At 46.9% G+C, this 23,802-nt stretch carries 18 protein-coding genes and 1 pseudogene; 15 read left to right on the forward strand and 4 right to left on the reverse strand.

The annotated features are described in order from the left end of the window. Nucleotides 1-348: 348 nt before the first annotated feature. The 12 genes from LBPC_RS00450 (at nt 349) to LBPC_RS00505 (ending at nt 12,977) form a co-directional block, all read left to right on the forward strand. Complete coding sequence (locus LBPC_RS00450; protein ID WP_016365269.1) at nt 349-1,728, forward strand: aspartate kinase; 1,380 nt, start codon at nt 349-351, stop codon at nt 1,726-1,728. Between the two features lies 1 nt (nt 1,729). Then, on the forward strand, nt 1,730-2,737 hold the full coding sequence (gene dapF / locus LBPC_RS00455) for a diaminopimelate epimerase (protein ID WP_003662179.1): 1,008 nt from the start codon (nt 1,730-1,732) through the stop codon (nt 2,735-2,737). A 3-nt stretch (nt 2,738-2,740) separates the two neighbouring features. After that, nucleotides 2,741-3,799, forward strand: a complete 1,059-nt coding sequence (locus LBPC_RS00460; protein WP_003662178.1) for an aspartate-semialdehyde dehydrogenase — start codon at nt 2,741-2,743, stop codon at nt 3,797-3,799. Between the two features lie 195 nt (nt 3,800-3,994). Beyond that, on the forward strand, nt 3,995-4,372 hold the full coding sequence (locus LBPC_RS00465) for a hypothetical protein (protein ID WP_003562673.1): 378 nt from the start codon (nt 3,995-3,997) through the stop codon (nt 4,370-4,372). A gap of 287 nt (nt 4,373-4,659) precedes the next feature. Then, nucleotides 4,660-5,073 carry an NUDIX domain-containing protein gene (locus tag LBPC_RS00470; protein WP_003572982.1) on the forward strand — a complete coding sequence of 138 codons (414 nt, stop codon included), beginning with the start codon at nt 4,660-4,662 and terminating at the stop codon, nt 5,071-5,073. Next, nucleotides 5,066-5,932, forward strand: coding sequence for a DMT family transporter (locus LBPC_RS00475; RefSeq protein WP_003662174.1), 867 nt, complete (start codon nt 5,066-5,068; stop codon nt 5,930-5,932). Before LBPC_RS00470 ends, LBPC_RS00475 begins: the two co-directional genes overlap by 8 nt. Before the next feature lie 422 nt (nt 5,933-6,354). After that, nucleotides 6,355-6,942 (forward strand): phospholipase A2 family protein, encoded by a 588-nt coding sequence (locus LBPC_RS00480; RefSeq protein ID WP_003662172.1) that lies wholly within the window; start codon nt 6,355-6,357, stop codon nt 6,940-6,942. Between the two features lie 86 nt (nt 6,943-7,028). Further along, entirely contained in the window at nt 7,029-7,328 is a 300-nt protein-coding gene (locus LBPC_RS00485; RefSeq protein WP_003562682.1) for a hypothetical protein, read from the forward strand. A gap of 311 nt (nt 7,329-7,639) precedes the next feature. Beyond that, nucleotides 7,640-9,646, forward strand: coding sequence for a DHH family phosphoesterase (locus LBPC_RS00490; RefSeq protein ID WP_003572989.1), 2,007 nt, complete (start codon nt 7,640-7,642; stop codon nt 9,644-9,646). A gap of 15 nt (nt 9,647-9,661) precedes the next feature. After that, nucleotides 9,662-10,117 (forward strand): 50S ribosomal protein L9, encoded by a 456-nt coding sequence (gene rplI, locus LBPC_RS00495; RefSeq protein WP_003562688.1) that lies wholly within the window; start codon nt 9,662-9,664, stop codon nt 10,115-10,117. Nucleotides 10,118-10,359: 242 nt separating this feature from the next. Further along, nucleotides 10,360-11,748, forward strand: coding sequence for a replicative DNA helicase (dnaB, locus tag LBPC_RS00500; protein WP_003562690.1), 1,389 nt, complete (start codon nt 10,360-10,362; stop codon nt 11,746-11,748). Between the two features lie 65 nt (nt 11,749-11,813). Beyond that, on the forward strand, nt 11,814-12,977 hold the full coding sequence (locus LBPC_RS00505; RefSeq protein WP_003577321.1) for a hypothetical protein: 1,164 nt from the start codon (nt 11,814-11,816) through the stop codon (nt 12,975-12,977). A gap of 466 nt (nt 12,978-13,443) precedes the next feature. Here the strand turns inward: LBPC_RS00505 and LBPC_RS00510 are convergent, their stop codons facing one another. The 4 genes from LBPC_RS00510 to LBPC_RS00525 form a co-directional block, all read right to left on the reverse strand. Beyond that, on the reverse strand, nt 13,444-15,435 hold the full coding sequence (locus LBPC_RS00510) for a glucose PTS transporter subunit IIA (protein WP_003662170.1): 1,992 nt from the start codon (nt 15,433-15,435) through the stop codon (nt 13,444-13,446). Then, a complete protein-coding gene (gene murQ / locus LBPC_RS00515) occupies nt 15,422-16,351 on the reverse strand; it encodes an N-acetylmuramic acid 6-phosphate etherase (RefSeq protein ID WP_003662168.1) in 930 nt (309 codons plus the stop codon). The genes LBPC_RS00510 and murQ overlap by 14 nt, the downstream gene beginning before the upstream one ends. A gap of 236 nt (nt 16,352-16,587) precedes the next feature. After that, on the reverse strand, nt 16,588-17,457 hold the full coding sequence (locus tag LBPC_RS00520) for a MurR/RpiR family transcriptional regulator (RefSeq protein WP_016377027.1): 870 nt from the start codon (nt 17,455-17,457) through the stop codon (nt 16,588-16,590). 102 nt (nt 17,458-17,559) lie between these two features. Then, complete coding sequence (locus LBPC_RS00525; protein WP_003662164.1) at nt 17,560-18,165, reverse strand: TetR/AcrR family transcriptional regulator; 606 nt, start codon at nt 18,163-18,165, stop codon at nt 17,560-17,562. Nucleotides 18,166-18,294: 129 nt separating this feature from the next. Between LBPC_RS00525 and LBPC_RS00530 the strand changes: the two genes are divergently transcribed. From LBPC_RS00530 to LBPC_RS00545, 3 genes and pseudogenes are all read left to right on the forward strand, one after another. Beyond that, a complete protein-coding gene (locus tag LBPC_RS00530) occupies nt 18,295-18,999 on the forward strand; it encodes an ABC transporter ATP-binding protein (RefSeq protein ID WP_003562702.1) in 705 nt (234 codons plus the stop codon). Between the two features lie 10 nt (nt 19,000-19,009). Continuing rightward, nucleotides 19,010-22,568: pseudogene (locus LBPC_RS00540) on the forward strand (ABC transporter permease). Between the two features lie 142 nt (nt 22,569-22,710). Further along, nucleotides 22,711-23,766, forward strand: coding sequence for an amidohydrolase family protein (locus LBPC_RS00545; protein ID WP_003662155.1), 1,056 nt, complete (start codon nt 22,711-22,713; stop codon nt 23,764-23,766). The last annotated feature ends 36 nt before the right edge of the window (nt 23,767-23,802 follow it).

The following is a 23,802-nucleotide window of genomic DNA, read 5'->3' on the forward strand; positions in this document are numbered from 1 at the left end:
CCTCAAGCCTCAATGGCTGGGTCTTGGCCAGTGATGCTTGAGGTCCTTATGTGCAGGCTTCTGGGCCTGTTCGCGCGCTTTAAGTGAGATAGGTCTGTCTTTGAGGCTTTTAGTTCTCCTATAGTTGGCATTTGTCCGATAGTCCGAGCTGGCCCTGCGGTGACAGAGAATGGTGACTGTGAACTCAGGTCATTAAAAACAAATTTAAAAACATTGTCTCTATGCAGTAACCCGAAAACGTGTCATGTTAGCGACATGCTGGGGCTTGTGTTTCTGGGAGAGTCTGTTAAAGTACAGGATAAAATGACAAAGTTCTCATTTGTCGTGACGTCTAGGAGGCAGTTTATCGTGCGTGTCGTAAAATTTGGCGGTTCATCGCTAGCAAATGGTTCACAATTCGCCAAGGTCGTGGCGATCATGAAGGCTAACCCAGCTCGGCAGGTGATCGTGACGAGTGCGCCAGGTAAACGGCACCCGGGAGACACCAAGGTGACCGATTTATTGATTCAGTATGCACAGGCAGTGATGCGGCATGAAGCTGTGGCTGCCATTGTTGCAGAAATCGTTGCTCGATATCAGGCAATCGCCGATGATTTTGAGCTCGAAGCATCGATCATGGCCACGATTGAAGAAGAGCTAGACCAGTTACCAAAGTTGACTTTCAAGAACAATGATTATTTAATGGCAGGCTTTAAGGCGCGCGGTGAAAAGTTGAACGCGTTTTTAATGACCGCGGTGTTGAATCATGAGGGGATTGAAGCTACCTATGGCGAACCGAAGTCGTTAGGAATTGTGGTCACAGATCATCCCAATGATGCCGAAGTTTCACGTGAAACCTATCGCAACCTCGCTACATTTCGACGACCAATCGGGGTTTTGGTTGTACCGGGATTTTATGGCTATACCAGCGATGACGATATTGCCACCTTTTCTCGTGGTGGCTCCGATATCACGGGAGCGATTTTGGCTAACGGTTTTCATGCCGATTTATATGAAAACTTTACCGATGTCGATGGCGTAGCGGCTGCTGACCCACGGGTGGTGGCGAATCCGCAAATGATTCGTGAAATGACCTATCGGGAAATGCGAGAGCTGTCTTATGGCGGCTTTGGTGTTTTTCATGATGAAGCAATTCTGCCAGCGATTGCTGGGCAGGTACCGATTAATCTTAAAAATACCAATCATCCTGCTGCTCCAGGGACAATGATCGTCCCAGAACAGCATTTTGTCCCGAAGCATGCCATTACCGGGATTGTAAGTTCCCAACATTTTGGGGCGATCTACCTGCATCGATATCTGTTGAATAAGGAAGTTGGCTTCACTCTGAAGATTCTTCAGGTGTTAGCCCACAACGGCATTAGTTATGAGCACATGCCCAGCGGAATTGATGATCTAACCATTATTTTAGATGATCGCCAGCTAACTGAGGCCAAACGCAAGACAATTTGTGCCGAGATTCAAGCGGCGGTTCATCCAGATGTGCTGAAGTGGATTGATGACTATGCGATCATCATGGTCGTTGGTGAAGGGATGGCGCAACGAATCGGATTGATTCAAACCATTCTACAACCGCTCGCAACCGCCGGCGTTCATGTCTCAATGATTAATGAGGGGGCCTCTCAGATTTCTCTGATGCTGGGAACCTCACGTGAGTCGGCCAATCGCGCTGTTAAAACGATCTACAATGCTTTTTTTATACCGATTAATCAACGTTTGGAGGTGCACTAACATGGTGACTTTGCAAAAGGTTCATGGTTCCGAAAATAGTTTCTTTCTTTTCGATGAAACGCAGTTAACTCAGCCGTTGACAAACACCCAATTAGCAACCGTGACCCAACAGCTAACGAACGCTGAAACAGGGTTGCTTGGCGGTGCGGACGGGGTCTTGGCCGTCACGGCGGCGCCGGGAACGGCTGGCAAAATGACGGTGGTCAACACTGATGGTAGTTTTGCTAAATTGTGTGGTAACGGTCTGCGCACGGTTGCCCGTTATCTGAGTGAAAAAACTGGGCAAGCGACATTCAAGGTGCACACGGATTTTGCTGATCTTGCCGTTGCTCGTCAGCCGCAACTGGCAGAAGGCGTACCGGCCTACTCAGTGGAAATTTCGCCGGTTAGTTTTGCGCCTCAGGACTTGCCGTTTGCCAATCTTGGCGTTGACCGAATTGTGGATACTGTTTTGCCAGCGATTCATCCGAGCTTGAAATTCACCGCCATTGCTGTGCCCAACCCGCACCTAATTGCTTTCGTCTCACCTGAGGAATTAGCCGGTCCCGATCTTGAGCGGATTGGCAAGATGCTGAATGCAAAAAATCCGTATTTTCCGGAAGGGGTCAACGTGACTTTTGCCGAAATCTTAGATAAGGATACCTTATTTGCCCGGACGTATGAGCGAGGAGTCGGGTTCACCAATGCATGTGGCACAGGCATGTCAGCAACGACCTTGGCTTTTATTTTGACGCATCCAGAGGAAGCTGCTTTTGATCGGGTCAATACCGTGTATAATCCAGGAGGAATGGTCAAAACAATTGTCCATCATGACGGCGAGCGTTACTGGATTGAATTGATCGGGAATGCAACGGTCACGGCGACGATTACCTTGCCAGACACGGCGTTACTCGCAGGCGACTGGCAACAAGCCAAGATTAAAGCGACTGGCGAACAGGCTGAGTATGAACGCTTTATTGACGCACTGCCGCATCGGAAGTTAGCAAACACATTGACAGAAGGAGTTTAGATCATGAGTGGTTATCACGTAGCAGTTGTTGGGGCAACTGGAGCTGTTGGCACCCGAATGTTAAAAATGGTGGCAGAAAGTAAACTGCCGATTGCGTCTGTCTTGGCACTTGCCAGCAAGCGCTCAGAAGGAAAGCAAGTCCCTTACCGTGATGGGACGCTGACCGTCCATGAGACGACCGATGATTCATTCAAGGGCATTGATATCGCCTTATTTTCTGCTGGCGGTTCAGTTTCCAAGCGATTTGCACCAGCCGCGGTTAAAGCCGGGGCGATCGTGGTTGATAATACGAGTGCTTTTCGAATGGAACCAGAAATTCCGCTGGTTGTCCCAGAAGTGAATCCGGAAGCGTTGCGGCAACACAGTGGGATCATTGCAAATCCAAACTGTTCGACGATTCAAATGGTCACTGCGCTTGAACCGATTCGAAAAGCTTTTGGTCTTAAACAAGTGGTCGTTTCGACCTATCAGGCTGTTTCTGGCGCTGGGCAATCAGCTGTGAATGAATTGCTTGATGAAACTCGCGCTGCATTGGACGACAAACCGCTTGACCCGCAGATTTTACCAACGGCAGGTGACAAGAAACATTATCCGATCGCCTTCAATGCCTTGCCGCAGATCGATGTTTTCGAACCAGACGGCTATAGCCATGAAGAATGGAAAATGATCCACGAAACTAAGAAAATCATGGCTGGGGATATGAACAGCGATGCCATCAAAGTGACCGCAACCTGTGTTCGAATTCCGGTGCCGATTGCCCACTCTGAAGAAGTGTACTTCGAAGTCGAAGACGACAAGGCAACTGCCGATGATATTCGCGAGGCATTGGCGCATGCTCCCGGTGTCGTTGTTCAAGACGACCCAAGCAAACAAGTGTATCCGCAAGCGATGAACGCTGTTGGCAGCAAAGATGTTTTCGTTGGCCGCATTCGGCCAGATGCCGAAAACCCACGATTCTTCCATATGTGGAATGTTTCCGACAATCTATTGAAAGGCGCTGCTTGGAATTCCATGCAGATTGCTGAAACGATGGATGCCATGGGTCTCATTCAACCTAAGTAAATCATTCGGTGAAAAAGCCGGTATCATCATTGTTCAGGAGGTTCTGAACAACGACGATGCCAGCTTTTTTGTTGCTTTGAGATTATCCAAAAATAACGCCCACATTTATTGCGAGAAGCTTAAGGTTGGTACGCAAAGATTGACCGTCCAGATTAAATAACTATAATAGTTAAAAAACAAAGGAGCAGTTGTCAAATGAAAAAGCATCGTTTTGTCATCGCACTGGTGGGTCTGTCACTCTTTGCCGCCAGCAGTACGATTGCGGCTGATATGACGCAGGCGAATATGGATCAACACAGTGTGACCTACACGATCAAAGGCGACGGGTTAGTCATCTTCGACAAAACTCGAACCTATCGAACAAAATCAACCGCTGCTGCCTATAAAGGAACTTTCGCCGCCGATGCACCAACGGCCAGCTTTGAAAAGGTCGGGACACTGGCTAACCACAAGGACTATCGCGTTACCCGCAAAATCAAAGTAAAAGCTAAGATGCAAGGCGCTGCTGCACAGACCTTTTTCTATGTGAATGGACATGGCTGGGTTAAGGGCAGTGACTTGACGCGGGAGTGATTTGTTTTAAAATCAATACCTTCATCTAATTTAAATAACCGTGATGAATCTTTTATATGAAAAAGGTTCATCACGGCTTTTTATTTCCTTATCAGATGTATGAATATATTTATGGTAATAATAGTTGACGTAGCACTAGCAGGCACTATACAATCAAAGCTCTCTTGATGGACTAGTCTCATCACCTCATACGTGAGTGAGGCTTCTAAGCTAGAGATGACGCATCATAGTTTTATCTACTTCTAGAGGATGTTTGAAATGCGAGATAAGCAAAGGGGGGGTATCCTGTGGTAAAGGTTCATTTTGGTCTCACTCATAAAAAAGTTGATTCAGTTCTAATCATTCAATTCTTTAACGCCGGTATTATCTGGGTTCATAACTCAAAGCGCCGTTGGGAATTGACTGGTGGCAAGTTAGAACCGGGCGAGACGATGGTGCAAGCAGCTGTCCGCGAATCGTATGAAGAATCAGGTGCTGTTGTTCAGGCCAGTGCGATTGTGCCATTGGGCTACTATGTTTTACCTACTGGACACACAACAGCAGTGGTTAGTGCTAAAGTTGAACGTTTGCAAGCTATTCCTGCGTCCTCTGAGATTGATGATCGGCAAGTATGGTTTAAGCCTGTCCCGGATGCTGAGCGTTCTTTTCATGATGATATTTACGCCCAGATTTTTCAACATATTGGGTGGCCAGATGAGTAGCCGCCAACACGGGTTTCTGCTGAATATTTTATCGGTAGCCGTGATGGCTGTGACACCGGTCATGAACAAGTTCTCGATGATCACGCTCTCGCCATTAGCTGCAAGTTTCTACAATGCGCTTGTATCATTGATCCTGACTTTGGTCACGATCGCCTTTACCAAAACAAAATTAGTTTGGATTAAGCAGCCGATTATTTGGACGTTGGGTTTGACGAATTGTTTAGGCATATTTTTGCAATATATGAGCCTTTTCTTCCTTGATCCGGTCAGCGTCGGGTTGGTCGGCAGGTTTTACATTGTCTTTGCGATATTGCTTTCAGTGCTTCTGCTACGTGAACGATTTGATCGAAAAGAGATTGTTCCGATCGTCTTATGTATGATTGGCACAGCTTTGGTATCTGACTTTTCCGGCGATGTTAATAACATACTGGGTCTGGCTTGTGCGCTTGGCTACACGTTTAGCTTTGCCCTGACCAACACCTTAGCCAAAAAAGCTCTTATCAACATAGACGAGAAGATACTACTCTTATATAACCAAGGCACCGCCGTCGTCATTCTAGGCGGTTTTTTATTCGGAAGCGGACAATTATCCCTCGCGCCGAACCTTGGCATAGGTGCGGTCGCCATCTCAGCCTTCTGCTCTGGTTTTTTGGGACTGCTACTCTTTTATCGCGGCCTGAAGTTGATTTCATTTCGCGATGCTAATCTTATTCGGGCATTGAATCCTATTTTTGTCTTAGTGTATTCATTGCCGTTCTTCACAATTCAAATGACGCCAGCGTTTCTGCTTGGCGGTTTCTGTATCATTCTTTCGATTGTTTGGATGTCGTTGCCGATGAAGAAGGTTGGCGTTGATTGAGACGAATGTTTCTTATAGGTTCAGCGAAAGTATAAATGGCATACAAAATAGATTTATTAAAGTATGGCGCAAGAATGCTTTCTTTTTATTGTTCAATAAATCATTTCTTTGTTGATGCGAAAACTGAAACAAAAAGTTGCTGCATATATTCGCTAATAACAGGTGCTATTGCCAAGAGCTGAAGTTGCTTGGTAGTGGCGCTTGTTTTCCTTTTAGGATAGAGATAAATATTTTAGAACCATCAAAATCACTTGGCTGATAACCATCTCAAAATATATCGATATAACAGCATTGCCCATATTATGATATCTTATAGATAATAAAATGCTTCGTTTTTAGTAGACTCTTATGTATAATAATTGGTGTAAACACTCGCTTGTGGGTGTTGGCAATGATAAAGTCAGAAAACATTGGAGGGAAATATGAAATTTTCTAGACGTTCAAAAAGGTTTGTTATAGTCAGAAGAAGTGCCGCAGTCGTTTTTGCCCTGATCAGTATGACACTATTTTTTCAATTTAGTAGTGGGGTTGAGGTCCACGCAACGACTAAGACTGAGTTTAATGACACTGAAATCAACAGAGAAACAAGTGAACAATTAAAAATGATCGATCCGTACTTAAAGAATGTTGATGGTATCACAAGTTTTGACTATGATGCTGCCATGCATGACAATGTTGATCCCGTTGTCCTAAAAATTGGCGCAGAAATAAATAAATGGGCTCGCAGTCTTAAAAATGATGGTCCAGAAAAAGGCATGCTGCTCTCAATGGCTAGGTTTAATTTGTTGGTGTATGGAAATTATTGCGGTAAAGGCAACAACGGCAAAGCGCCGATTGATTATCTTGATGGTGCATGCCAAGCACATGATACATGTTATGCGTGGGGCGGGAACAATGAAAAGTGTAATCAGGAATTTCGTCAACGCTTATTGACAATTATGCAGAAGACATCGCTTTTTGATTACAAGCACATTGTTGCCGTTGCGGCATATAAGTTGTTTGGTGGTTGAAAATCAATCATGAATAAGGGTTAGAAGAAGGCTTTCGTTTTATCTAAAGGGATCTGCCAAAGGCGCTTTTAATGGAGAACTGAAAAATGAAGACTAAAGCGAAAATGGTCATTGGTAATGGCGGTATCTTGACTGTTATATTTGCCTTAATGACCATCATAACTTTCTCTGGGAAAAAGAACTTCGTTGGAATCGAGCTTGGCACTGGGTTTATTGGGCTATTAGTGATTGCCTTGCTGATTATCTGCTGGCAAATTTACCTTTTATTAGAAAAGTCCGCCCTTGGCTGGAGCTTTAACATTATCCTCGGTAGTTACACATTGGTTGTTGGAGTAGCCATTTTTTTCATTGCCTCATTTTTCATTGGCTTTGCGCTATTTCCGTGATTTTCCCACCTAGGAATAACGGTGAAGGGCCTGGGCTATAATGCGACGTTACCAAACAGACTAGTGAGAATGATTTGCCATGTTTAGGCAAATCATTCTTTTTATGTTTCCATAAATAGTCTGGTTAAGTTTAAAGATTGTGGCGTATGGCATGGCAAGCCACTTCATAGACCGGCCTTGTTGCCACTATTTTGTAAACGTGATGCTATCAAGCAAGGGCTAGGTCACTCGCAGAATCTAATTGCACAGTATGGTAGAATAGCTAAAGAAATCCTTAAGTATCTGCGCTAAGTGAAAGCGAGTTTTTCTATATGAAGAAATTGTTTGAGCGGATTCGTATGCCGGAGTTTCTTGAAGACATGCGAATGCGATATGCAGCTATTGCGATGGTCGTGCTGGCGGTGATCGGTATTCTGATGGGAGCACTGATCCGTCCGTGGTTGGCTTTGTTGATGCTGCTGATTTTGATTAGTCTAGTGGCCACGATTTTTTATGCCCTAGAAACCATTGCCAAGAATACCAATCAGTATATTTCGGACCTCAGTTATCGGATCAAGCGCGGCGAACAAGAAGCGCTGATCAAAATGCCGATTGGGATCCTGATTTATGACGAGAATCTCAATATTGAATGGACGAACCCATTCCTGCAGAAGTATTTTGGCGACACTGACGTTCTTGGTCAGCCGTTGGAACATGTTGATGCGGAATTGGCGGAGTTGATTCGCAGCAACGAGAACACCAATGAAACGAAAATGGTGACTTGGGGCCAGCATCAGTTTGAGATTATCGTGCAAAAGAGTATCGGGGTTGTCTATCTGATGGACGTGACTCGATATGCTGAAATTGAAGAGCGGGCAGAAGACGAGAAGATCGCCATTGGCCAGATCTTCATTGATAACTATGACGAGATCACACAAACCATGGATGATCAGGTCATTACTAATTTAAATAGTTACGTCACGAATCAGCTGACGGATTGGGCCAATCAATTTGGCATGTTCTTGAAGCGGATTGACAACGATCGCTTTTTCCTGCTGGCTTATGCCAAGTCGCTGAAGGATGTTGAACGTGACAAGTTCAAGATTCTAGATGTGATTCGGGAAGAAACCTCGAAACAGAATTATCCATTGACGCTGTCGCTGGGGATCGCATATGGCGATGAAGACTTGGCTCAGTTGGCGGTGACTTCGCAGAGTAACTTGGATCTGGCGCTTGGTCGTGGCGGCGATCAGGTGGTGGTCCGCGCCAAAGGCCACGAAGCCCGTTTCTATGGCGGCAAGACGAATCCAATGGAAAAGCGGACGCGTGTGCGGGCGCGCATGGTTGCGCAGGCCTTGCAAGAATTGTTTAAGCAGACGGACAAGGTCTTTGTTGTCGGCCATAAGCGGCCGGATATGGATGCAGTTGGCGCCTCGATGGGGATTCGCCGGATTGCGCAGATGAATGGCAAAGAGTGTTACATTGTGATTGACCCTGACCATCTGCACTCCGATGTTGAACGCCTCATGGGCCAAGTGGGTCAAGATCCTGAAGTTGCTAATGCCATTGTGACGCCGGAAGCAGCGCTGTCGCAAGCGACGGATCAGAGCCTGCTGATCTTGGTCGATCACAGCAAGCCGTCGATCTCAGCGGCGCCTGACTTGTACAAACGGTTGGCGGCAAGAACGGTTATCATCGATCACCATCGACGCGGCGAAGAATTTCCGGACAACCCGATGCTGGTTTATATCGAACCGTACGCCAGCTCCACTTGTGAGCTGATTGCGGAGATGTTTGAATACCAGCCAACAAATGTGCCAAGTCTTGATAAGCTTGAGGCAACGGCGATGCTGGCAGGGATCACGGTGGATACCAAGTCCTTCAGCCTACGCACCGGCACGCGGACGTTTGATGCTGCCAGCTATCTGCGTTCCATGGGCGCTGATGGCATGTTGGCTCAGAACCTGTTAAAGGAAAATATCGACAGCTTCATCCAACGGAATCATTTGATCGATACAATTGAAATGATTGCGCCAAATATGGCACTATGTACTGGGGAAGAGGATAAGCGTTATGACCCAGTGATTGCAGCACAAGCGGCTGATACGATGTTGTCACTCAATGGCGTTGATGCCAGTTTTGTCATCACAAAACGCCCAAGCGGTGATGTCGGCATTTCCGCCCGCTCGACTGGGGATGTCAACGTGCAGGTCATCATGGAAGCCATGGGCGGCGGCGGTCACTTGAGTAACGCAGCCACCCAGATTAAGGGCAAAACGATCGCCGAAGTTCGGACTGATCTGCTTGCTCAGATCAAGAAAGCAGACGAAGACGCATAGAAAGCAGGGATTTTGATGAAAGTCATCTTTACACAAGACGTTCGTGGCAAGGGCAATCGCGGTCAGGTGAAAGAAGTACCTGATGGCTATGCTGAAAACTTTTTAATTCGCAAGGGGCTGGCTAAAGCAGCGACACCGCAGGCTATGAGTGCTTTGCGCGGCCAGCAGCGGCTTGAAGAGAAGAAGGAAGCTGAAAAGAAAACCGAGGCTGAGGCCATGAAGGCTAAGATCGAAGACGACAAAACCGTTGTTCAGATCCAAAGCAAAGCCGGTGAAGATTCCCGGTTGTTCGGTTCGATTCCTAGCAAGCAGATCGCGCAGGCTTTGGATAAGCAATATCAGATCAAAGTTGATAAACGTAAGATCGATCTGAAGCAGCCTATCCGTTCACTGGGTTTCACTAATGTCACGGTTAATTTATTCCCTGGCATTGATGCCCGCATTCGGGTACACGTGATTGAACAAAAATAAGAATAGTTATTCTGCCAGAAGACGCGACCAGATGATCGCGTCTTTTTGTCCATCTGGTCCAAATTAGTGGGTTGTGGACTGAGTCAATCACCGGTGAGAACAGCAGTGACCATTGCTTTTCGTTAAATTGTTTGTGTGGCTCGACTGTATGCGGTGATGCTTGTCTTGACTGCGGGTTTAACGTAGACTGTTAGGGATAAGCGACAAAAAATTTTTGACGATCAATCTGAAGGAGGACGCGCATGGATAATCAATTAATTGACCAGCAGCCGCCGCATAGTGACGAAGCAGAACGTGCCGTCCTTGGCGGCATTTTTCTAAATGCTGACACATTGCCGGATGCACAAGAGTATGTCACGGCGGATGACTTCTATAAGAAAGCACACAGGCTGTTGTTCCAAGCTATGACCGATCTACAGGATAACGGCACAGCGATTGATACGGTTACGGTGTCGGATTATCTGGACAATCATAACAACCTCGACGATATTGGCGGGGTTGGTTATATTACAGATTTGGTTGCGGCGACGCCTATTGCCAGTAACGTGGTATACTACGCCAAAATCGTGCAGCAGAAGAGCACGTTACGCAAACTGATTAGTACGGCGCAAAACATTGCCAGTCGCAGCTATACGGAACAAGACGATGTTGAAGGGCTAGTTGAAGACGCCGAGCGCCAGATTATGGATGTCTCGGAGAACCGCAATCAGGCCGGCTTCAAACAGATCAAAGATGTGCTGAATCAGGCTATGGCGCAGATTGATCAGTTGTATCAAAATGATCAGGCAATCACCGGGTTGCCAACCGGTTTCCGTGATTTGGACAAAATCACGACGGGGCTGCATGAGGACGAAATGATTATTTTAGCGGCGCGGCCTGCTGTCGGGAAAACCGCATTTGCTTTGAACATTGCCCAAAATGTTGGGACGAAAACAGACAAAAGTGTCGCCATTTTCAGTTTGGAAATGGGCGCTGAACAGCTGGTAAACCGGATGTTGTGTTCAGAAGGTAGTATTGATGCTAATCACCTGCGAACTGGTCAGCTGAATGAAGAAGAATGGCAAAACTTGATTATCGCCATGGGTAGCTTGAGCAAGGCGAAGATCTATATGGATGACACGCCAGGCATCAGAATGGCGGAGATTCGCGCGAAGTGTCGGCGGCTAGCGCGTGAGCAAGGTGATTTAGGGCTGATTATCATTGATTATTTGCAGTTGATTGAAGGTTCTGGCCAAGAAAACCGCCAACAGGAAGTCAGCGCTGTTTCCCGGCAGCTGAAAAAACTGGCGAAGGAATTGCATGTACCCGTGATTGCGTTGTCCCAGCTGAGTCGTGGCGTTGAACAGCGACAGGATAAGCGGCCGGTGTTGAGCGATATTCGTGAATCCGGTTCGATCGAACAGGATGCCGATATTGTGGCTTTCCTGTATCGTGATGACTATTACCGCGATGCAGAAGGCGATGAGGATGACGACGATCAAGGCGGCAATGATGACGGGGATGATAATGTTGGTGAAGTTGAAGTCATCATTGAGAAAAACCGTTCAGGCCCGCGTGGTACCGTCAAGTTGTTGTTTGTGAAGTCGTATAACAAGTTTACGAATATTGCCTATAATGGTCCGGATCAATAAACCATTAGCAAGAAAGATTAGAAAGTTATTTTTAGATTTAAGCGCAAGAAAGTGAGGGATGCCGCATGGATGCCATTTTGATGAGTTTAATGACAGCACTCAATGAACACCTGCTGATCAATGTGTATCAGCGCGATACCGACGATTTTTACACCGGATACGTACAGGTGTTAGGTCATGATGCGGTTGTTCTGGGAACCTACAATGATTCAGGGATTGCCGATGGATGTGCCTTGATCGCATTTTCTGCGATTGATCAGGTTGAATTTGCCGGGGATGATCTCGATAGCATGAATTTTCGAATTAACTTGGCACAGGCCCAGCATTTTTTGACGCTGCAAGGCCAAGAAAAGCCATTGCAGTTCGATGCAACACAGAACTTGATTCAGCAACTGGCGACGCAGGCTAAGGCGAATGGTCAAATGGTCATGGTCGTGGTGGCCGATGATGATGCCTATCTTGAAGGGCAGGTAACAGCTGTGGCTGAGGATCGCTTTAGTATGGCGATCTTCAACAAATTCAACTACACCGATGTGCGCGCCTTGCAGGTTGATTTCTCGGATATTTTAGTCATGGAATTCCATGGCCTTGATCTCAAACTGGAAACGGAACTGGTCCGGCAACGTGATCATCTAAAGCACGTGGCCACCAAGCTGTACCAAAATGACGGTCAACTGGCTGGCGTGTTTCAGAATGCCTTGGCGAACAATCGCTTGATTTCAGTCGTACCCAAGGGACCGGAAGACCAGTTCTTTGTGGGTCGCGTCAAAGCGGTCAACGACCGGGTTGTGGTGTTGAGTCTTAAAGACATGGCCGGCCAGTTTGGTGGCTACATTTTACTGACGTTACCAAGCATCCAAAATGTAGCGACGGCCTCGGATTATTTGCAAACGATCAGCTTTTACGAAAAATGGGATCAAACCCATCACTTCAGCCAGCAGCCAGTGTTGAATGCTGATCGTGAGTTCGATCCAAATGATGACTTGATTCAGACCATCATCTCAGAGGCCGCTGGGTTTGAACGGGTGGTGCGCATTAAAGTAGCCGACAGCGATGAACATTTTCTGGGCTATCCGGAAAATGTCGGTGAAACCGATTTTGACTTAAACCTAGTCGGACCAGATGATGGCGAAACGGCGCAAATTCGCTATGGTCAGATTCGTGAAATTGCCTTTGGCCACATCTTTGCGTATTTGCAAGAGGCACAATTGAAAAATGCTGGACGCTAATTATCGGCAAGGTGATCAATGTGACGCCCAGTCGAACCATAATCATCATCTAAGACTTGTGATTTGCTGAATTCCGAATAATCGGGGAAAACAAGGCAGGCTAAAAAATCCTTTGCCGTGCCAAACTCCGCAATCTCCGGCCAGATGGGGCTTGCGACGCGAAGCTAGAGCGGAGACGACGCTTCGAGCCCAAAAACCGGTCTCGAAGTCGCCTACAACATCAGCTCCATAGACCGTCGCTGTGTTGTTTGCACGGCTGAGCCCGATCTGGCCTACGATTGCTCCGCCTTGGCACTGGGATTTTTAAATGCTATCAGGGTATCTATCAAAAGACGAATTGTGTATCAACCGCAAGCAAAAAATCGTTCCTAGAGAAACTGTGCTTTCTCTAACAACGATTTTTTTAGTTGGCACACACGATCACTCAGATATAAGGTTAAGTCAATCTGCCGTCGACTTTCATATACTAACTTTCTGATTGACTGGTGACGCGCAGGACGTCTTCGCCAGCAGTGATCGATTGATCTGTGAAGCTGGTCATGGCGGCGACATGGGTCATGTTGGTGATGACGGTGATGATTGTCGTACTTTTGCCAGCTGTTTTGATGGCAGGTAGATCCATTTCGGCAATTTGCTGACCTGCCTTTACGGTTTCGTTTTCTGTCACATGAACAGTGAAGGGGTCACCGTTCAATGCGACGGTGTCTAATCCCATGTGGACGAGAATTTCAAGTCCGGTTGCGGTTGTCATAGTCCAGGCGTGTTTGGTCGGCATGATGCTGACGATGGTACCGTCAACAGGTGCGACAACCGTGCCATGACTTGGGACAATGGCAAAACCATCCCCCACCATTTTTTGAGAAAAGACATCATCTGGCACTTCGGACAAGGCTTGAAGTTGACCAGCGGCAGGAGCCACAAATTGAGTCGCATCCGGGCTAGCTGCTCTAGTGGAAGGGGTTTCAGGAACAGCTGCTGTATTTACTGCGAGCGGTTCAATGATGGCGCCGTCAGCGCTGGTCGGCACCATCGCGCTTTCTGGCACACCGAAGAAGTAAGTTGCCAGAAAACCGCCTGCATAGGAAGCCAGTAGGCCGAAAACATAACCCAGCCATTGGTGATTGGCGATGAGTGGAATCAGGGCTGCGCCGGAAGGACCAATGGTGATGGCACCGATATGGCCGATCATGCCGATAACGGCGCCGCCGATGCCACCGCCAATACAGGCAGTCACAAATGGCCGGCCCAGCGGCAGACTGACACCATAGATCAACGGTTCACCAACCCCTAAGATGCCGACTGGTAGAGCGCCTTTTATCAAGCGGACGAGCTGTTGATTTTGTCGACACTTGATCCATAGTGCAAGGGCGGCACCCACTTGACCGCCGCCAGCCATGGCCAAGATTGGCAGCAGGCCGGTGTAGCCAATGCTCTTGATTATTTCAAGATGAATAGGCGTCAGAATCTGGTGTAATCCCAACATGACCATCGGCAAGAAGGCGAGGCCTAAGATAGCGCCTGAGAAGGCACCGCCAACTTGTAACGTCCAGTTAATCGTGCCGACCAATGAACTTGAGACCCAACCGGCGAGTGGCATGATGAAGAAAATGGTCAGCAGCCCGATGGATAAGAGACTGAGCATCGGCGTGAAAATGATATCGATGGCATCCGGAATGAGTCGATGCAGGCGTTTTTCAACCACAGCCAACAACCAGACGGCGAAAATGACGCCGATGATGCCACCTTGACCAGGAGATAACGGTTGATGGGTGAAGACGTTGTTGATCGTGATCGGGGCCACAACGCCAGGCAGATAGACTAAGCCGCCGATGATGCCGCCAAGGCCAGCGGTTGCGCCAAACTCGGTTGCGGCGTTTATCCCAACATAGATATTAAGAAAGGTGAAGAGCCCGCCGTTGATGACTTTTAAGACAGTAATAAATGACGCCCAGCTGGTTGGTAAATCGCCAGCGGTTAACAAATTGGCTAAAATACCAGCAACGCCGGAGATTAAGCCGGCACCGACGAAGGTAGGAATTAGCGGAATGAAAATAGCGGAAATATGTTTTAAAGCAGCCCGCCACCAAGTTTGCTTTAACTTGGCTTTATGCGCTGCCCGAACCTCTGCGGCTTTAGCTTCAACTGCCGATTGATTCGATTCAGCAGGCGGTTGCGTGTTGGCTGGGAAAGGGTCACCTAATGCAACCCCTACTCGATCAACCATGGCTTGTGCGACTTTGTTGACAGTCCCTGGACCAACAATGACTTGGAGCGTTTCTTCTTGGACAACACCCAGCACGCCAGGCACTTTTTTAAGTGCGGCTTGATCAACTTTGGCCTCGTCTTTGATCGTCAGCCGGACTCGTGTCATACAGTGGATCAATTTGGCCACGTTTTGCGGTCCGCCGACGTGGGCGTAGATACCATCGCCCATCGCTTGATACTTATCTTGTGCCATCTGTTTTCTCCTCCGAACTTGCTGTGACAGTTTGGCTAATGAAGCTGTTCGTTTGTGTCAGTAGTTTTTGAGCGTCCGTGCTTGATCGCTGTGTCAGAATCATGACGATCGCTAATTTAACGTGCTGATCGGCTGCTTCAAATGCCTTTGCTGCAGTGGCGGCATCGCAACCAGTGGCTTGTTGAATGATGCGCTGGCTGCGAACCACGAGTTTTTCATTCGTCGGCAGCACATCGACCATGAGATTTTGGAAAACTTTGCCAAGGCCGATCATGGCGCCAGTTGACAGCATATTCAAAACCAATTTTTGGGCAGTGCCAGCCTTGAGCCGAGTTGAGCCGGTCAAAACTTCTGGTCCAACAGGTACTTCAATGGCGATCTGGGCGTGCTGGCTGATTTCGGCGTTGGTGTTGCAAGCGAGGCTGATGGTTGCAGCACCGACAGCTTGCGCATAATCAAGACCGCCGATGACATAAGGTGTACGGCCGCTGGCAGCAATCCCGACAACGGTATCGTCTGCGGATAGGTGCCGTTGCAGCAGATCCGTTTTCCCGAGCTCTTTAGAATCCTCTGCGCCTTCAACCGCGACAGTCATGGCTTTCATGCCGCCTGCAATTAGGCCCTGCACCATTTCTGGATCAGTGCCAAAGGTCGGCACGCATTCTGCTGCATCTAAAACGCCCAGTCGGCCACTGGTGCCTGCCCCGATATAAAACAAGCGGCCATCTTTCTTGAGTGAATGACTGATCGTCTGAATGGCCGTTTCGATAGCTGGTAGTGCTTGTTGTACTGACTGGGCAACGGTTTGATCTTCGGCATTCATGACGGTGGCAAAGTCATGGACCGTCATCGTGTCTAATGCCATTGTTTTCTGATTTCGAGTTTCCGTCGTCATTTGATCTAAATTAATTGCCATGTTTTTAGCCTCTTTCTTTGGAAAATCAGTCTGACAAGTTGGCTGATAAACGTTACGTCAAGTTAAAGGGCAGGCGTCGTCGGAAAATTGATAGAAGCCCGTTATTGATAAAAACGTACCTGATATCCACTTTTATTTCAACTATTTTCTTTTAAATGTGAAATAAAATTTCAAAAAAGGCTAGAAAAAAGACACGTCAGCTGCAGACGCGTCTGAAATGTGAAAGCTTCGAAGACTCATTTAAAGCCGTTACGTAAAAATTCACGATAGGCAGTCACCGCAGCCTTTGATTGATCCGTGGCTATTTTTGCTGCATCGTAGTATCGGCTGACATAGGCATAGTATAGAATATCGATGAGCATAAACTGAGTGTGGAGTGATTGGGTAGCAGCGAAGTGGTTGCGGGCCTCCATCGGTTGGGATGTTTGAATGCTCACATCAGCATACTTGGTGAGCGAATTTTTCCCGAGTTTGGTGGTAACAATCACCTGCAAGCCAGCCTTTTTGGCCAACTTGGCAGCTAACACGACTTCTGGCGATTCACCTGAATTCGAAATGAACCAGCAAAGTGTCTGTTCGACATCTGCAGTTGCTGCAAGTGGCAAGAACAAATTGAGGTCATCACTGAAATGACAAGGATAGCCAAGCCGCCCCCATTTTTGGGCAATGTTTTGCGCTGCTAAGTAAGAAGCGCCCACGCCAAACACAAGCAGACGATCACTTTGATGAATTAAGTTGATAATTGTGTCGACATTGGCTTCGTTAATCTGGTCGACGGTTTCACGCAAAGATTGGTTGGCATCTATGAGCAGTTTTTGCTTGATCGTTGTCAGGGTGGCGTTTTTTTGAATTTCTTGATCATCCGATTGATTGGTATCACCTTTTAGATCAGCCGCTAACTGCATTTTCAGCTCGTTATAGCCACTGAATTGCAGCCGACGCGCGGCGCGACTGACGGAGGCCGGACTGGTACCAGCTGCTTTAGCTAGATCATGCACACTCATCGTTAAGACTGCTTGACTGTGTGCCATCACATAATCAACAATTTTCTTCTCGGTTTCAGATAGCTCGCTGCGGGTACTTTGATAATTGCCTTTAACACTCATTTGAAGCGCCTCCTTGAGGAAATTGGATGCCAATTAGTCGACAGAGAAAACCAATGGGCTGGTGGTTGTCAGCGATAGACTGGGCTGGCATATTTTCACAATCTATTTCTCTAATGCCAGTAATTGATAAGGGGACAGAAACCGGGTTTTCATTAAAATGTCAACAATTTCAGCCTCAGAGCGCGGCTGCGGCTCATTAAGCCATAGTTGAATGATGTCAATGATGCCATAAACGATGATCTGGCTGACGTAAGCATCAGGAATATCGTGGATAAAATGGGCTTCGCCTTTTAATTCGGCGAGATGGCCGAGAATTTTATCACGTAACAGTTTGGCGACGCGGCCAAGTAAACTCGGGTCACCAACTGGACTTAGTAAGAATTGACAAATATCGCGCCGCTGGTTAATTAAATGCACCATATTGACCATCAGCGGCGACTGCTTACCAGAGACGATAGCATTGGGATTCATCGCGGTATCCATGCCAATGTCTAGGCCGCGTTCCAGATCGCCTAATAGCGAAGCTTCAACTTTGGCAACAAGATCGTCTTTATCCAGATAATGCAAATAAAAAGTACCGCGGCTGATGCCGCTTGCCCTAGTGAGGTCAGCCACTGAAACCTTCGCTAGGGTCTTTTTTCGGCCCACTGTGATTAAGGACGCGGTTAGTGCTTGCTTCGTCTGCGCAGTCTGTTCTGCTTTTTTCATGAGCTTGCTCCTTTACTGAACACTTTTCAAAAAATTGCACATAGTTATTCCCAAAAGTATGTTTTATGATGTTCCTCGTAAAGATGCTTAACACGATGTTCATGATAAATCATTTTGGAGGTTATGACAATGGACAATTTCATCACGGTTAAAAATGAAACGCGTCAGTATGGTAGCGGTGAGCAAACTGTTTATGCCAATCACGAAGTTTCTTTTACCATCAAACCTGGCGAAATCACGGTTATTTTAGGCGCTTCCGGTGCTGGAAAATCAACCTTGCTCAATATTCTCGGCGGTATGGATCGCCCAACCAGCGGTCAGGTCGTGATTAATGGGCACAACATTGCGCAGTATGACGATCACCAGTTGACAACTTATCGCCGTGATCAGATTGGTTTTGTTTTCCAGTTTTATAACCTAGTACCGAATTTAACGGCTTTGGAGAATGTAGAGCTAGCGAGCGAAATTGCCCCGGATGCGCTAGATCCGAAACAGACGATGGTGGATGTTGGATTAGGTAAGCGGATCAATAACTTCCCGGCGCAGCTATCCGGCGGCGAACAACAGCGAGTGGCCATTGCCCGGGCGATTGCGAAGAATCCATCATTGCTGCTAGCGGATGAACCAACGGGCGCGCTGGATTATAAGACTGGAAAAAGTATTTTGAAATTGTTTGAGGACTTCTCCCATCAAACGAATAAAAATGTGATGATCGTGACTCACAATTCGCTCATCAAGCCGATGGCGGATCACGTGATCGAGATTCACGATGGTAAGGTTCAGGCTGATTACCAAAATGAGCAGCCAACCCCAGTTGAACAACTGAAATGGTAGGTGAGGCGCGGTGAGCAAGAAAACACTTTGGAAAGACATCCGCAAGTCGTTTACAACTTCATGGGGGCGTTTCTTCTCAATCCTGTTACTGATGATGCTCGGATCTTTTGCATTGGTTGGTTTGTGGATTGCCGGTCCCGATATGCGAGCGACAGGTGAAACGTATTTCAAACAGTATCATCTAGCAGATTTGACAGTTATCGGCGAAGATGGTCTGGATGCACATGATCAAAAGACGATTCAGCGTGCTTCTGGCACAGAGCAAATCGAATTTGGTTATCTCAAAGACGTGACGCTTAAAGGTACCCATTCAAGCTTCCGAATCTTATCAAAACCAACTAAGATTTCGCAGTACCGGTTGGATTCCGGACGTATGCCTAAAGCAACCAATGAGATTGCGATTGATGCCAATTATAAAAGCAAGTACAAACTTGGCGACACGATCAAGTTTGTGCAAAGGGCAGATCAAACCGGCAGTAAGGTTTTGAAAAGAATAAGTTTCAAAGTTGTTGGGTTTGTGTATTCCCCGGAAATTATTTCGTCGGTCAATAAAGGCAATAGCACCTCTGGCAGTGGTGATCTTAAGGGTTATGGTGTCGTTACAAGCAATAATTTTGATTCAGATGTTTATATGATGGCACGGTTAACTTATCGCAACACAAAAGGCTTGGATCCGTATTCGAGCCAGTACACTGACCGAATTCAAGCGCATAAGACGGCACTGAATCACTTGTTGCAGAACGCACCACAAGCCCGATTAGCTGCCATTAAGAAACAGTATCAAGCCAAAATTGATGCCGGCCAGAAAAAAACTTGATGATGCTAAAGCCCAATTGAATGCAGCTCAGGAGCAGTTAACGACTGGGGCACAACAACTGGCGACGGCTAAACAACAAGTCGCAGCAAAACAGCAAGAACTGGATGCTGGCGTTAAAAATGGCCAAGCCCAAATTGCCAGTGGTGAAACGCAACTGCAGCAGGCATCGACCCAGTTGAGCCAGAGCCGACAGCAATTGACCACGGCAAAGCAACAGTTAGTAGCAGGTCAGCAGCAATTAGATGACAAGCATCAAGCACTAGTGGCGGCTAAACAGCAATTGGATGCGGCCAAGCAGCAACTAGACAATAGTCAACAGCAACTGGCTACCGCTAAACAACAACTGACGACCGGCCAGCAACAACTAAACGCGAAACAACAAGATCTAACGACTGCCAAGCAGCAATTAAACGCTGCCAAACAGCAGCTTGATGCCAGTCAACAACAGCTCACGATTGCTAAACAAAAGATTGATGCCGCTTTGGCACAAAACCCAGCAATTGCTGAGAATCCAGCTTTTCAACAACAGCAAGCCAGTTATCAAGCGGGGGTTGCGCAGTATAACGGCGGGTTAAAAACTTATAACCAGAACTTAGCTGTATACAACCAAAACATGGCAAATTGGACAGCTGCCAGCCAAGAACTGGCAAAGAAAATCAGCACCTATCAATCAGGTACTGCCCAGTACAGCAGTGGTTTAGCGACTTACAATCAAAATTTGGAAACCTATAACCAAAATGTTGCGGCTTGGACAGCTGCTAATCAGCAACTTCAGCAAAAGTCCAGCGAGTTCAATGCTGGGGAGGCTCAACTGCAGCAAGGTCAAGAGCAGTATGCTTCTAAGCAGGCGGCGCTAGCACAGGCCAAGCAACAGTTGGCAGCGACTCAGCAATCTGGTCAACAACAACTTGATGCAGCCAATCAAGAGATTGTAACTAATGAAGCAACCTTGAAAACCAAGCAAGCCGCATATGATAAACAGTCACCATCGGCCCAGAAGAAAATTCAAGCTGGCACAGTTACACTTGAGGATGCCAAGGAAGCCTTGAGCAAGCTGGAGGCGCCTACCTATACTGTTGATACACGCAGAGAAACACCAACCGGCCAGGGCTACACGGTTTACGACAGTACCTCTAATATTGTCGATTCGTTGGCCAATATTTTCCCGTTCTTTATGTATTTTGTGGCAGCATTAGTCACCTTCACCACCATGACCCGGTTTGTGGACGAGGAACGTATCAACTCTGGCACTTTAGTTGCATTAGGTTATACGCGTCGTGATGTCATCAATAAATTTACAATGTACGGTTTTCTTGCAAGTTTAATCGGTTCACTTTTAGGCATTACCGCAGGACACATTATCTTGCCAATGATTGTCTATCAGGCTTATCACAATGGTATCAATGTGCCGCCGATTGAGTTGCATTTCTATCCGGGTATTAGTGCTGTCGCGTTGCTATTGGCGATGGTCAGCGCGGTATTGCCAGCTTGGTGGGTCGCTTCTCGAGAGCTAAATGCTCGGCCTGCTGAACTCATGTTGCCAAAGCCACCAGCTAACGGATCGAAGATTTTCTTGGAAAGAATCCCATTCATTTGGCGGCGCCTGAGCTTTACCCACAAGGTAACGGCTCGCAATATTTTCCGGTACAAAAAGCGGATGTTTATGACGATCTTTGGTGTGGCGGGGTCGGTGACACTTTTGTTTGCTGGTTTAGCCGTGCAGCATAGTATTAGCGGCGTCAATGATCGCCAGTTCAACGACATCATTAAATATGACATGATTGTCGCTCAAAAAAGTAATATCACCGATAAACAGCAGCAACAACTTGATCAACTGTTTCAAGAAAAAGCAGTTGAGCGCACCAAGTCAGTCTATTATGAAACTGTTACAAAGAATGCCGGTACAGACAATGATCGTCAGGATATTACCATGATCGTGCCTAAAGACCAGACCGGATTCAGCGACTATATTCGGTTAGCAACGCGTCAGGGTCAAACGAAACTGACATTATCAAATGACGGTGCAGTGATTTCTGAGCGGTTGGCTTCGCTTCTGAACGTTAAGATTGGAAGCACCATCACGGTAAAAGATGCGACCGGCACCAAGCATCAAGTCAAAGTGACGGGCATCACTGAAATGTATATGGGACACTTCCTGTTCATGAACAAAACGGCCTATCAAAAAGCGTTTAACACAGACTTTAAGCCAAATGGTCGGTTGGTGACCTTGAAGAACCGTTCCATTAGCAATACCCGGGCTGAAGCGGCTAAGTTTATGCAAGCCGGCGGAGTTGAAAGCATTCAGCAGAACTCAGCGTTACGCAGTCAAATTACAACGATTGTTCATTCACTGAATACGATTATGATTGTGTTGATTGTTTTAGCGGCAGTGCTGGGGGTGGTTATTTTGTATAATTTAACCAATATCAACGTTGCCGAGCGAATGCGGGAACTTTCAACCATTAAGGTGCTGGGTTTTTATAACCAAGAAGTCACCATGTATATCTATCGAGAAACAATTCTTCTGTCCATCTTTGGCATTTTCGTCGGCTGGGGATTGGGCGAACTGCTGCATGAGTACATCATCACAGTTGTACCACCGAATAACGTGATGTTTAACCCAGCGTTGTCCGCACTAACCTTCATCATGCCGACATTGGTCATTACGATCATCACCATTGCACTTGGCTTCTTCGTCAACAGTTCCTTGAAAAAGGTTGATATGTTGGCCGCGCTGAAGTCAGTAGACTAAGTTAGATTGATATAGTTATTTCATACCGGTCTTAAAAAAGCGCGGCGGCCTTGGTTTTTGACAGGGCCGCCATACTTTTGTCAAAGCAACATGGCTTTTGCAGGATTGCTTCAAGTTGAATTGAGAACGAGGAGAATACGCTATGGCAGAAATTATTGATTTTCACACACACTTCTTACCGCGGTTATATGCGCAAGCTTTGAAAAAGCATATTCCTGGCGATCCGGATGGTTGGCCCACGCCAGGCTGGGATGAACATCTCACGCTCACTTTTATGAAAAAGAATCATATTGGCTACTCAATTCTGTCGCTTTCTTCACCGCACTTCAACTTTGGCGATAAGGAAGAGACGATCGCAATCGCAAGGGATGCCAATGATACTGGCGAGCGCGTCACCCAAGACCATCCTGATCAACTTGGTTACTTTGCCTCATTGCCGCTACCCTATGCCCAAGAAAGTGTGAGCGAAATTGATGTGGCATTGGCGCATTCGGCTTTGGGATTCACAGTTCCGACGAATAGTCGAGGGCTTTACTTTGGCACACCAATTTTTGATCCTGTTTATGCTAAATTGAATCAAGAAAAAGCCATTGTGTTAATGCATCCTAATCGCCCTGCACAAGGACCGATGAATGTTAATATTGATATGCCAATTCCGTTAATGGGTTTCTTCATCGACACGACGATGACGTTCATGAACTTGCTGCGATATCACTTTTTTGACCGTTATCCGGATATTAAACTCATTGTGCCTCATGCCGGTGCGTTTCTGAGCATCTTGGCCGATCGCGACGCGGCATTTGTCAAACAGCAATACAACAGCGATATGTTTGCGGCGTTGCGGCACGTTTATTTTGATGTGGCAGGGACAGTTTTTCCGCGCCAACTACCGATGCTGTTGACCCTAGCAGATGAACAACATCTCGTTTTTGGCAGCGACATTCCCTATACACCGCCATTGCTGGCAAGTCAGATGATCAAGTTGTTTAACGAAAGGGAGTATCATGACAAGATGTCGCGGCGGGTATCGCGACTGCAACGGTTTGACGGTTTCTTCAACCACTTTAAAAAGCTTCGGCCGCTGCCAACTGTGTTGAAGATGTCATCCAACATGCTGACAGGTGCCGAAATCCTAAGCCCGGAAATGGCTCAGGATATTCTGGTTAATAACGGTAAGCGACTGCTGGAATTAAGCTAAATAAAATCAATACGACGATTTTGTAGAAAGACCATG

The organism is Lacticaseibacillus paracasei subsp. paracasei (assembly GCF_000829035.1).
GTDB lineage: Bacteria > Bacillota > Bacilli > Lactobacillales > Lactobacillaceae > Lacticaseibacillus > Lacticaseibacillus paracasei.

What these genes read in the sequence shown, in the direction of transcription:
- LBPC_RS00475 (WP_003662174.1), top strand. Translation starts at nt 5,066, where the DNA reads ATGAGTAGCCGCCAACACGGGTTTCTGCTGAATATTTTATCGGTAGCC.
- dapF (WP_003662179.1), top strand. Translation starts at nt 1,730, where the DNA reads ATGGTGACTTTGCAAAAGGTTCATGGTTCCGAAAATAGTTTCTTTCTT.
- LBPC_RS00490 (WP_003572989.1), top strand. Translation starts at nt 7,640, where the DNA reads ATGAAGAAATTGTTTGAGCGGATTCGTATGCCGGAGTTTCTTGAAGAC.
- LBPC_RS00510 (WP_003662170.1), bottom strand. Translation starts at nt 15,435, where the DNA reads ATGGCACAAGATAAGTATCAAGCGATGGGCGATGGTATCTACGCCCAC.
- LBPC_RS00505 (WP_003577321.1), top strand. Translation starts at nt 11,814, where the DNA reads ATGGATGCCATTTTGATGAGTTTAATGACAGCACTCAATGAACACCTG.
- LBPC_RS00480 (WP_003662172.1), top strand. Translation starts at nt 6,355, where the DNA reads ATGAAATTTTCTAGACGTTCAAAAAGGTTTGTTATAGTCAGAAGAAGT.
- LBPC_RS00520 (WP_016377027.1), bottom strand. Translation starts at nt 17,457, where the DNA reads ATGAGTGTTAAAGGCAATTATCAAAGTACCCGCAGCGAGCTATCTGAA.
- LBPC_RS00545 (WP_003662155.1), top strand. Translation starts at nt 22,711, where the DNA reads ATGGCAGAAATTATTGATTTTCACACACACTTCTTACCGCGGTTATAT.
- rplI (WP_003562688.1), top strand. Translation starts at nt 9,662, where the DNA reads ATGAAAGTCATCTTTACACAAGACGTTCGTGGCAAGGGCAATCGCGGT.
- murQ (WP_003662168.1), bottom strand. Translation starts at nt 16,351, where the DNA reads ATGGCAATTAATTTAGATCAAATGACGACGGAAACTCGAAATCAGAAA.
- LBPC_RS00485 (WP_003562682.1), top strand. Translation starts at nt 7,029, where the DNA reads ATGAAGACTAAAGCGAAAATGGTCATTGGTAATGGCGGTATCTTGACT.
- LBPC_RS00530 (WP_003562702.1), top strand. Translation starts at nt 18,295, where the DNA reads ATGGACAATTTCATCACGGTTAAAAATGAAACGCGTCAGTATGGTAGC.
- LBPC_RS00525 (WP_003662164.1), bottom strand. Translation starts at nt 18,165, where the DNA reads ATGAAAAAAGCAGAACAGACTGCGCAGACGAAGCAAGCACTAACCGCG.
- LBPC_RS00460 (WP_003662178.1), top strand. Translation starts at nt 2,741, where the DNA reads ATGAGTGGTTATCACGTAGCAGTTGTTGGGGCAACTGGAGCTGTTGGC.
- LBPC_RS00465 (WP_003562673.1), top strand. Translation starts at nt 3,995, where the DNA reads ATGAAAAAGCATCGTTTTGTCATCGCACTGGTGGGTCTGTCACTCTTT.
- dnaB (WP_003562690.1), top strand. Translation starts at nt 10,360, where the DNA reads ATGGATAATCAATTAATTGACCAGCAGCCGCCGCATAGTGACGAAGCA.